9 protein-coding genes are annotated in these 6,735 nt (G+C 67.9%); 4 read left to right on the plus strand and 5 right to left on the minus strand.

Features of this window, described 5'->3' with window-relative positions; genetic code table 11:
- The first annotated feature begins 54 nt into the window (after positions 1–54).
- From U9978_RS05620 to U9978_RS05630, 3 genes are all read left to right on the plus strand, one after another.
- Entirely contained in the window at positions 55–714 is a 660-nt protein-coding gene (locus U9978_RS05620; RefSeq protein ID WP_322759961.1) for a TetR/AcrR family transcriptional regulator, read from the plus strand.
- A gap of 73 nt (positions 715–787) precedes the next feature.
- Positions 788–1,249 carry a hypothetical protein gene (locus tag U9978_RS05625; RefSeq protein WP_322759962.1) on the plus strand — a complete coding sequence of 154 codons (462 nt, stop codon included), beginning with the start codon at positions 788–790 and terminating at the stop codon, positions 1,247–1,249.
- Positions 1,246–1,371, plus strand: a complete 126-nt coding sequence (locus U9978_RS05630) for a hypothetical protein (protein ID WP_322759963.1) — start codon at positions 1,246–1,248, stop codon at positions 1,369–1,371. The genes U9978_RS05625 and U9978_RS05630 overlap by 4 nt, the downstream gene beginning before the upstream one ends.
- A gap of 48 nt (positions 1,372–1,419) precedes the next feature.
- Here U9978_RS05630 and U9978_RS05635 read toward each other — a convergent pair whose 3' ends face one another.
- The 5 genes from U9978_RS05635 to U9978_RS05655 all read right to left on the minus strand — a co-directional run bounded on the left by U9978_RS05635 (position 1,420) and on the right by U9978_RS05655 (position 6,192).
- Entirely contained in the window at positions 1,420–1,935 is a 516-nt protein-coding gene (locus U9978_RS05635) for a GNAT family N-acetyltransferase (protein WP_322759964.1), read from the minus strand.
- A 3-nt stretch (positions 1,936–1,938) separates the two neighbouring features.
- Positions 1,939–2,220 (minus strand): DUF1778 domain-containing protein, encoded by a 282-nt coding sequence (locus U9978_RS05640; protein WP_322759965.1) that lies wholly within the window; start codon positions 2,218–2,220, stop codon positions 1,939–1,941.
- A gap of 100 nt (positions 2,221–2,320) precedes the next feature.
- Positions 2,321–3,838, minus strand: coding sequence for an AAA family ATPase (locus U9978_RS05645; RefSeq protein WP_416210861.1), 1,518 nt, complete (start codon positions 3,836–3,838; stop codon positions 2,321–2,323).
- A gap of 133 nt (positions 3,839–3,971) precedes the next feature.
- Positions 3,972–4,862 (minus strand): PfkB family carbohydrate kinase, encoded by an 891-nt coding sequence (locus tag U9978_RS05650; RefSeq protein ID WP_322759967.1) that lies wholly within the window; start codon positions 4,860–4,862, stop codon positions 3,972–3,974.
- 67 nt (positions 4,863–4,929) lie between these two features.
- Positions 4,930–6,192: a peptidase M50 gene (locus tag U9978_RS05655; RefSeq protein WP_322759968.1), complete on the minus strand. Its 1,263-nt coding sequence runs from the start codon at positions 6,190–6,192 to the stop codon at positions 4,930–4,932.
- Between the two features lie 233 nt (positions 6,193–6,425).
- Between U9978_RS05655 and U9978_RS05660 the strand changes: the two genes are divergently transcribed.
- Complete coding sequence (locus tag U9978_RS05660; protein ID WP_322759969.1) at positions 6,426–6,683, plus strand: hypothetical protein; 258 nt, start codon at positions 6,426–6,428, stop codon at positions 6,681–6,683.
- Positions 6,684–6,735 lie beyond the last annotated feature (52 nt).

Raw genomic sequence — 6,735 nt, forward strand, 5'->3', positions numbered from 1 at the left:
AACAGCGTTGACTACACTGTGGGTACCGACTACGAGGCAGATCAAAGGAGACCGGTGGAGACGGCGCAGCCCCGCCACACCCGCACCCCCCGCGGGACGTTGTCCCAGCAGCTTCTGCTCGACACCGCGATGGAGATCGTCGACATCGGCGGGGTCGGCGGCTTCAGCATGCGAGCGCTCGGTGCCCGGCTGAACATCGACCCGACCGCGGTCTACCGGCATTTCCGCACCAAGAACGAGCTCCTGGAGGCGCTGGCCGACCGGGTCGTGCGCGGTGAGGAACCGCTCCCCCACACCGACGACCCGCACGCCGACCTGCGCGAGACGTTCGCCCAGCTGCGCAGGTCACTGCTGCGCCATCCGACCCTCGCGCCGATCGTCCTGCGCCGGCCGCCGGGCGGCGAAGCCAGCTGGGACCGGACCAACCACGCGATCGGCCTGCTGCGTGACGCCGGCATGCCCGACCATGATGCGGCGAACGCCTTCCAGACGCTGCTCTTCTACACCCTCGGTCACGCCCTGACCGAAGCCCGCCACACCGCGGCGACCATCGCCCACAAGGGTCCGGACGCCACCGTCACCCCGGTGACCGCGATCAGCTCGGCCGCCGCCCGCTTCCCCCACCTCGCCGCGGTCGCCGACCACCTCGCCGGGGCAATGGAAACCCAGTTCCACGAGGGTCTGGGCCTCATCCTCACCGCACTCGCGATCTGACCGCCCGGTGCCCCAATGCCCCGACGACCCGCCCCGGTTGACTTCGGAACGTGTTCCGAAGTATTTTTGATCTATGTTCGCCCTCACCGTTTCCTTCTCCGACCTGTCGAAGAACTCCAAGAGGGTCGTTGACACCGTCGAACGCGCCCAGCGCGTCCAAGTGACGCGGCGTGACGGCGAGAACCTCTACCTCACCACGGAGCATCATGATCGGCAGCGGGAGGAGACCGCCGACGTCACCGCCCGCCTGTTCACCGCGCTGATCGGCAACGACGAAGGCGCGCGGGCTGTCCTGCTCGCCCTGCCCGAGGTCTTCCCCTGGAGCAGGCACCTGTCCGCCGACGAAATACGCGAGTTCCTCGCCGACCTCGTGAACGCGACCCGCGACGTCGCAGAACTGGATATCCATTCCCATCTGCACCGGGTCATCGTCGAATGGCGTGCCACCGCCAGAATTCTCGCCGACCCCGAACTGACCGCAGCGCTGACGGCGCCCCTCCCGGATGAGGACCATGGGGAGGTGTATGCCCCGTGAGCCCCAAACGCGGCGACGAGGTGACCGCCGGCGGCCGCGTACGTTACCTCGTCGACGAACCCCGCCGGACCGTGCACCTCGTCTACTCCGCCACCCGCCACCCCAGGGACACCGACAGCTGACGCTCACCGAACCAGAGGCAACATCGCGCCAGCCCGGTGCAGGGCGCGTCAGGAACCTGTCAGAGCACGTCGGAGATCCTTCATGAGAAGAAAGAGATGCAGGGCGTCGGTCGGGCTCGGCTCAAAGGCTGCAAGCCGCAGATAGAACGACCGCGCGTCGTCGTCTTCCGCATGGATCAGCAGCGCGCGGATTCCGACGAGATCAGCCGCCGCCGCTGTCCGCCGTAGCGCGTCCACGACAAGTGCCCGGCCGAGTCCGTGACCCTGGTCTTGCAGATCGACGGCGAGACGGGTCAGGACAATGACAGGTATCGGATGCCGTCCCGTACCCTGCGCGACGCGCCGCGGGACGTTGGAGTGCATGACCTGGCCCGTTGCCAACGCATAAAAGCCGGCAACGCCCTCATCCTTGCGTCGGCGAACCACCCAGACCCGGGACGTGCCGGAACTGTGGGCAAGCATCGCGCTACGACGTAACCAAACCGTCTGGGCATCCGAACCGCAGTCGAAATCCGCGAGACGGTGCGAGCCGTCCAGCGGCTCGACATCACCAAAGGCTCGCAAGCACTACCCCTCGTCCAGCACGGTCGCAGACGCCAACAGGTCACGCAAGCCGGGAATCTCGCGAGGTGGACGGTCGAGCGTCGTGGTGAACGCCTCCCAGGCCGCGTCGTCCACACCGAAGATCCGCCGGTCGGCCAGCACGTTCTCCGCGGCCCTGGTCGCGTGCCGCAGGACGAAATCGGTCACCGTGACGCCCTCCGCATCGCTCGCCGCCTCCAGCAGCGCCCGTTGACGCGTGCTCGTGCGCAGGCCCAACCGGTCCGTCTTCGCCGCAGCCACGTCCATCACTCACCTTAACGTTCGACCCAACTCGACCCTGCACGTCGTACTAACAGTGTACATACATCAGACATCAAGAGCGACAGCCAGCGCAGTGGAGCGCGGTTCACGGCTCGGCCCGCCCGTACAGGGCGTTGATGTCGATGAGACGGACGTCGTCGCGCTGGTCGGCGAGAAGCCGCAGATCTGGGCTGAAGCCGGTCAGCGAGAAGATCGCGAGGACGGCGGCGGCTGCGTCGTGGCCGTCTTCGGTGAGAACCGCACGGATGCGTTCGAGCCGGTTGAGGTCACCTGGAGTGCGACGCTGGGCGGTCGCCTTCGCCTCTCCGATCAGGGCAATACGGACGCCTGGTACCCGGGGCCGCTCGCCCGCCGCGAGCGCCAGAACGTCCACCTCATGCCTGGCACGTCCCGCGCCGTCGTGCACGGCCGCGCTGCCGACTATGCCCAGCGGCTGCCCACCGAACACCTCCCGCGTCGCGAAGGTACGCGTCCAGGTCCGTGCCAGTTCCTCGACGTGCGGGCCGAGGATCTGCGCCGCGAACGTCGCGGTGGACGCCTGCCACACCGCGGCGGCCTCGTGACGTTCCAGCAGGTCACTGTAGGGCACTGTGATCAACTGGTTGAACCTGATGATCGGATCTGTCACCGTGATGACTGTGTTCCGCTGGCGCAGCATGTCCTGATCACGTCGCAGGTAGCCTGCGGACTCCAGGACGTCCAGTGCATGAGTGAGCGCTGTCCGCTCCCGTCCGATCATGCTGCCGATCTTGGCAGGGGTGCCCGCACCTGACGCGACCGCGGTCAGGATGTCGTAGTAGAGGGTCCGCCGGGTGATGCGGGGATCCTCGCGGAGCAGGTGTTCGGTCTCGCTCCGCGTGAACAACCCAAGATCTGGATCAAGCAGGTTCTCCTGCACCCACGAGCCGAACTGCTCGACCGTGGCCGGGGGGTCGTCCTGCACAAGCTGGCGGTAACCGGGCGCACCACCGAGAACGGCGTGCAGACGCAACGCCACTTCCGGGTCTGCCACTCCCCACAGCGCCGCCGCCTGGCGATAGTCGAACGGACCCAGCCGCATGTCCAGCGCCACCCGGCCGCGCAGTGCCCGGGACCCCGAGAGCAGCTCGGTCATCACGCTCATCGCGGAACCGCACAGAATGAGCCGCCCGCCTGGAGTCCGTCCCAGTTGTGAATCGTCGTACAGGTGCTGCAGCAGCGACGGGATCTCCGGGGAATGGTCGAGGAGGTAGGGCAGCTCGTCGATGACCAGCAGCGGAGCCGTCCCAGGTGAGCGATGTCGCTCCACGAGCTCCAGCGCGGTCGTGAGGATCTGCTGCCAGTCGTCCAGTTCGACCGCGGACGCGGGTAGCCCGGCGAAGCGGGCGAGAGCGGCGGCGAACCGCCGCTGTGCCGGCCGGCGGCCTTCCTCCTGTACCGCCGTCACGTAGAGCCCGCCCGCTGCTTCGGTCAGTGCTCGCAGTAGGTAGGACTTGCCGTGGCGACGCCGTCCTGACACCAGGCCGATCCGCAGCGCCGGGTCCCCTCGTATGAGGAAGCGGACCAGCGTGGCCCACTGCTGATCCCGGTCCATGACATGTGCGGGCTTGTCCACATCCACCATTCTGTATGTGTTGATCTATACAGAACAGTATAGGTGCGCTTGCCATCCTACCAAGATCAAAAATGGTAGGAGTCGTCAACGCTGTTGACTACAGTATGGGCTAAGGGCGGACGCCCTGACAGGCGCGATCCGGTCAGGGGAACGCGAGGGAGCTGTCCTGACCGGCCAGCTTGTCGATCTCCTCACGGGAAGCGATCGCCAGCGGTCCGATTCCCTCGATACTCAGGGTGGCTGCCGCCGCCGCGAACCGGACCGCCTCGCTGACCGTGCTCCCGCCTTCCAACGCGATGAACAACGCGCTGGCGAACACGTCACCGGCCCCGGTGTCGTCGACGAGCTGGGACGTCTCGACGGCGGGGAACTCCTGCGTGCCGGTCGCCAGCAGCACCTCACATCCACCGGTGCCCCTGGTGACCACGACGATGCCGCCGGCCCGCCGGACCGCCTGCGCCACGCCTTTGAGGTACGGCGCCTCATAGTCCGCGAACACCACCACGTCGATCGTGGCTGCGGTCGGGCCGTCGATCTCCAAGGGCTGATGGTGGACGAGACCATGGGCGTCCCAGGAGCGGATCAGCCCCTGCGGGGTCAGGCCGAGAAGGCCCCGCGCTTTTGCTCGGACGGCCTCCTCGATGACGATTTCCCGTGCGACGGGAGCCAGGTGCAGTACCCGAGTTTCGGGAATCCGGTCAAGGTCGGACACCGGGCCTACGGATTTTTCCAGCCACTGGGTCCGGCGACCGTCCATGCTTTCGTTACGGAACCGCGTCGTGTCCGCCGACGGCTGGATGTAGAGGAACGCCTCGGTGGCAAACGGCATCCACACCGGTACCAGTTCCGGAGCACAACCGCGCCCGAGCCCCGCAGCGCACAAGCCGAGGCGCGCCGCCTGGATGATGGCGTAGACCACACTTCCACCGACCGCGAGCGACGAATCGGGACGGACGTCGAGGGTCGGGTTCCCCACTGCCAGATAATCAACGGGTGGACCACTGGCCAACGCCTCGGCACTCCTGATCGTCATGGCCGCAACATTACTCGCGGGACTCCCCGCCCCCGTCTACCCAGGTAGTGGGAATGCGGGGCACGGATCAGGGTCGGCCGTTTCGCGGCCTGCAATCCCGCGCCGGCACCGTACCCGTGGGCACCAAGGCCACGGTCGCCAACGCCCTGGCGATTTCCGAGTAGCCGACCGTGCCGATCAGCCGTGGCCTGCCCACGGCGGCGGCTACGTTCGAGAGGCCGTCCCGACCGACATCGCCGTCCAGCACATCGCCGTCCAGCACATCGCCGTCCAGCACCAGCGCGCACCCGGCGGCCGGGCGCTCGGCCAGCCGCGGGAGCAGATCGCTCAGAAGCTCGTTCGGTGTGGTGGTGGGCACCGCGGCCATCGGGACGCTGACCTTCACCATCCGGGTCAGGCCGCGATCGTCGAGCGGCACCGCGGCTAGATCGCGCAGGTGCGCCACCCCTGCGAGGCCGCCGTCGAAGTCGACCACGGCGAACACCGCCTGCCCGGATACGGGTACCCCCTGGTCGGCCATTGCCTCGACAACCGCGGACACCGTCCGCCAGCCGGGCACTATCTCGGGTGCGGACCCCATCACATCCCCGACGCAGACCCCCGCGAGCGCTCTGTTCGTCCGCAGCCGGGACTGTTCCACCCGGCCCGAGCCGAGCGCGAGCCACCCGAGCAACGCGACCCACAGGCCCATCGCACCAGCCAGGAAGATCAACGCTGCACCTGAGGCGATCAGGATCCAACCAGTGATCACGCCAGCCCTGGCGGCGGCCGCGTCCGCGCGTTCGCGGCTGCCGGTCCGCCGATACACCAGCGCCGCGAGCAGACGCCCGCCGCCTGTGCGCGGGGCGGGCAGCAGCTCCGACAGGGTGATCAGAAGCGCGAGGCCACCGACCCAGAGCCCGACGCTGCCGGCCAGCGCCAGGCTGCCGCCCGGGGCGAGCCATCCCAGGGTGACGAGCCCCGCGCCACCGAGCCCGCTGACGGCCAACCCGGCACAGGCGATGCGGGCTCCCGTCGAAGGCTCGTTGATCCCGGTGGTGGTGGCACGCAGCCGGCTACCGAAGGCGCCGACCGTGATCCCGTCCACCTGCACGCCGGCCCGACGGGCGACGGCGGCCCGAGCGAGATCGGCTGCCAGCAGGAGACCGAGGAGGAGCGCTGCTCCGGCGAGACCGGCCGACAGGTACGCGACCGACGGCCGGTCCGGCACCGCGGCGGGAAGTGTGAAGGCGCCGAGCAGGATGGTCAGGAAGCCAACGGTCACAGCCGCCCCGGGACGCACGGAGACCGGTGTGCGGACCGTTGGTATCGGTGCGTGATCGGCGGTCATGTCCGTTCGATCCCCTTTCCGCCGCGGCCGCAAGCTGTGACAAAGATTGCGTATGAGACTCCTCTCAAGGCTGCCCGATACCCGGCCCGCCCACACCATCGGGGAGCAGGGAAGTTGATAAGAAGTTTCCTTAACGACCTTCAGGAATCCACCGGCGGGAATCGACCGGCGGGAATCCGCTGACCGGCAGCTATCCAGGGCGCCATAGGGTTGGCGCATGCCTCGCGAATGGGATGCCTGGCAGCTACGACATGCTGCCGCTGCCCCATGAACAGTTGGGCCGGCACATCCTCACGCGCCTGGCGCTCGCCGGGCACATGATCGCCGTGGACGGATCCGCGGCCATGCTGGACCGGTTGCGGACCGGACTGCGAGTGCGGGATCACCAACAGGCGGCTCTGCGATCCCGCCAGCGCGGCCTGTCGGTGAGTGGCGAGACAATTACGTTACGCGCTACGCTCGGCCGTCACGTCACGATTGCCCGGTTTTGACCCCGACCCTGATCCTGCCCGGACGGTGTCCATGACAGCCCCACCCATACCG

Source organism: Protofrankia sp. Cr2 (assembly GCF_963555885.1).
Lineage (GTDB): Bacteria > Actinomycetota > Actinomycetes > Frankiales > Frankiaceae > Protofrankia.

Coding starts and splice junctions, on each gene's coding strand:
- U9978_RS05640 (WP_322759965.1), bottom strand. CDS start 2,220: ATGGACGTGGCTGCGGCGAAGACGGACCGGTTGGGCCTGCGCACGAGC.
- U9978_RS05625 (WP_322759962.1), top strand. CDS start 788: ATGTTCGCCCTCACCGTTTCCTTCTCCGACCTGTCGAAGAACTCCAAG.
- U9978_RS05660 (WP_322759969.1), top strand. CDS start 6,426: ATGCCTGGCAGCTACGACATGCTGCCGCTGCCCCATGAACAGTTGGGC.
- U9978_RS05650 (WP_322759967.1), bottom strand. CDS start 4,862: ATGACGATCAGGAGTGCCGAGGCGTTGGCCAGTGGTCCACCCGTTGAT.
- U9978_RS05645 (WP_416210861.1), bottom strand. CDS start 3,838: ATGGTGGATGTGGACAAGCCCGCACATGTCATGGACCGGGATCAGCAG.
- U9978_RS05655 (WP_322759968.1), bottom strand. CDS start 6,192: ATGACCGCCGATCACGCACCGATACCAACGGTCCGCACACCGGTCTCC.